Source organism: Streptomyces ossamyceticus, from assembly GCF_001418475.1.
In the GTDB taxonomy this organism is placed as follows: domain Bacteria; phylum Actinomycetota; class Actinomycetes; order Streptomycetales; family Streptomycetaceae; genus Streptomyces; species Streptomyces ossamyceticus.
Map to the genome: position 1 here is coordinate 1 of NZ_LIQX01000721.1, position 2,525 is coordinate 2,525.

Annotated in this window: 3 protein-coding genes; all 3 read left to right on the plus strand. The window is 72.6% G+C overall.

Annotation, left to right across the window (positions count from 1 at the left end):
- Positions 1-46: 46 nt before the first annotated feature.
- The 3 genes from AOK15_RS47975 (at position 47) to AOK15_RS37445 (ending at position 2,412) form a co-directional block, all read left to right on the plus strand.
- Positions 47-1,414 carry an ATP-binding protein gene (locus AOK15_RS47975; protein WP_240508775.1) on the plus strand — a complete coding sequence of 456 codons (1,368 nt, stop codon included), beginning with the start codon at positions 47-49 and terminating at the stop codon, positions 1,412-1,414.
- Positions 1,401-1,751, plus strand: coding sequence for a nucleotide pyrophosphohydrolase (locus tag AOK15_RS37440; RefSeq protein WP_055523172.1), 351 nt, complete (start codon positions 1,401-1,403; stop codon positions 1,749-1,751). Before AOK15_RS47975 ends, AOK15_RS37440 begins: the two co-directional genes overlap by 14 nt.
- A gap of 184 nt (positions 1,752-1,935) precedes the next feature.
- On the plus strand, positions 1,936-2,412 hold the full coding sequence (locus AOK15_RS37445) for a DUF6099 family protein (RefSeq protein WP_055523174.1): 477 nt from the start codon (positions 1,936-1,938) through the stop codon (positions 2,410-2,412).
- Positions 2,413-2,525 lie beyond the last annotated feature (113 nt).

The following is a 2,525-nucleotide window of genomic DNA, read 5'->3' on the forward strand; positions in this document are numbered from 1 at the left end:
CGTGGTGGAACGGTTCGGCTGGCGCGGGGCCCTCTACGGTCCGCATATGACCGTGTCACCCTCGCCGCCGGTGCGGCCCGGCGCCGACGCAGGTGTCCGCCCGGAGCGCCCGAGCGTCACCGAACTGCGACTCTCGGCCTTCGCGGGCCATCGCAACGCCGCCTTCCCGCTCAGCCCACTCACCCTCCTCACGGGACCCAGCGGCAGCGGCAAGACGACGGCGCTCAGGGCGTACGAGGCGCTTGCCCGGCTCGGCGGCGGCGCCCGTCTGGACGAGGCGTTCCCCGACCCGCACGGCTGCGTGCCCGAGCAGGCCCGCCCGGACGCCCAGAGCCGACGCGGCTTCCGGCTCGGCTGCACCGCCGACGGTCCCGAGGGCCCCATCCGGCTCGACATCGCCGTCCAGGTCGAACCCGAACTCCGGATCGTCGGCGAGCGGTTGACCTCCGGCGGGCTGACTCTCCTGGAGACCGCGCTGGTCGACCCGAGTCGCCCCGTCGTCCAAGCCGCCTGGCACACCGCGGGCGCCTCCCCCGTCACCCGCGGCCCCCTGCCCGACGACCTCCTCGGCACCGCCCTGCTTCCCCTGCGCGTCGCCGGCAAGACCGACGGCCAGCGCCGGGTCCTCGCCGCCGCCGAACAAATGGTGGTTGCCCTCCGCTCGGTCTTCGCCTGCGACCCCCGTCCCCGCCGTATGCGCGCCGCCGTACCGCTCGGCTCCGGCCGTCTCCTGCGTGGCTGCGACAACCTCGCCGACGTGCTGTGGCGCACGCGCACGGAGTGCGGCCGACGCCACGCGCAACTCGTAGCGGCGGTCCGGGACGGCTGCGCGGGACCGGTCGCCGACCTCCTCTCCGAAGCCGCCCCGGGCGGGAACGGCCAGGGGGACGCACCCAGGGCTGCCCGCGGGCTCGGCCACGGAGGCAGTCATGGAGTCAGCCACGGACGGGGTCGCGGACCTGGCCACGGCAACGGACCTGGCCACGGCAACGGACCTGGCCACGGCAACGGACCCGGTCAGGGGAACGGGACCGGGGTGGGCCATGGGCGCGGGGTCGGCCCCGGCCTGGTGCGGGCGGTGCTCGACCGCGGTGACGGCATCCGGACACCCCTCGCCCTCCTCGGCGACGGCGAGCTGCGGTATCTCGCCCTGACCCTGGTGCTGTTCACCGGCCCCGGTGTACTGGAGGTCGACCCGGTCGCAGAGGTCCCGGCGGCGCTCCAGACCCTGACTGTCCTGGCCGACGGCCTCGACCGCTGCCTCGACCCCCGCCAGCGCGCCCAACTCCTGGGCGTGGCAGCCCGCATGGGTGAACGCGGCCACATCCGGCTGGTGGGCGCGGTGAGCGACGCGTCCTGGGCCGCAGGGGTCCCCGGGGCGACGGTGGTACACCTGGACCGTGAAAGATCCTGAAGCCCCGGACGGACTCGACGTCCCCACCCTCCAGCGCCGCCTCGCCGCGTTCGCGGCCGCCCGGAACTGGGCGCCGTTCCACACCCCGAAGAACCTGGTCTCCGCTCTCAGCGTCGAGGCATCCGAACTCGTCGAGATCTTCCAGTGGTTGACGCCCGAGGAGTCGGCCCGGGTGATGTCGGACCCCGACACCGCACACCGGGTCACCGACGAAGTCGCCGACGTCCTCGCCTACTTGCTCCAGCTGTGCGAGGTGCTGGACATCGATCCGCTGGCCGCACTGGACGCGAAGATCGACCGCAACGAACGGAGGTTCCCGGCGCCGGAAGGCCCGTGAAGCCGAGCCACAACACCCCGCATATCACTCTACGTAGTCGAAATGCGGTGCTCTGCCGACTTGTTATCCACAGATTTCAGGCTTCCTCTGGCTTTCTGTCTCAGTCGCCCTCACTGTGGGTAATGAACAGACAAGAGGTCGGGCGGGACGTGTGAGAGCGCGTCGGGACAGTCGGGAGCAGCGCATGGACGCGGTGCGGCTCATCTTGGCGAGCAGACGCGCTCTGGCGGGCAGCGTCGAGGAACCTCAACTGATGGCGGAGGCATGGCAGGCGTACGCCCTCGCGCAGGCGATCGGCAGCCGCCTCGCCGTCTCCGGACCACCCGAACTACGCGGTGAGGCTCTGGGGTTGACCGAGCTGGCCGGCAGCGGCTGCGGCATACTCGGCGCCCCCGCGCTCGGGGTGGGCGATTTACGCGCCGCCCAGCTCACCGAGTTGGGCGACGCCCATGACTCCCTCACCCGCCTCGGCGGCCTCCTGGGCGAGGTCGGTATCGCCCTGGTCGGCCTCGCCAGCGCCGCCGGTGAGGAGTCGACGTACTGGCAGTGCATGGAGGCGATCGACGCCGCCGACGAGGCCCGCGACCGAGTCCTCGAAATGCTCCGCCGTCTGGCGGTGCGGGACCAGGTCCTTGCGGAACGGGACGCGGCAGCAAGCTGAACCGTTTCCGTGCCGGGGGAGGGGAGAAGAGGCGGACAGCGCGGCTCCCCGCGCCCCGACGAGGACCGCCCCGCCCCGACGGGATGTGTCCCTCGGGGCCATGTCCTCAGGGA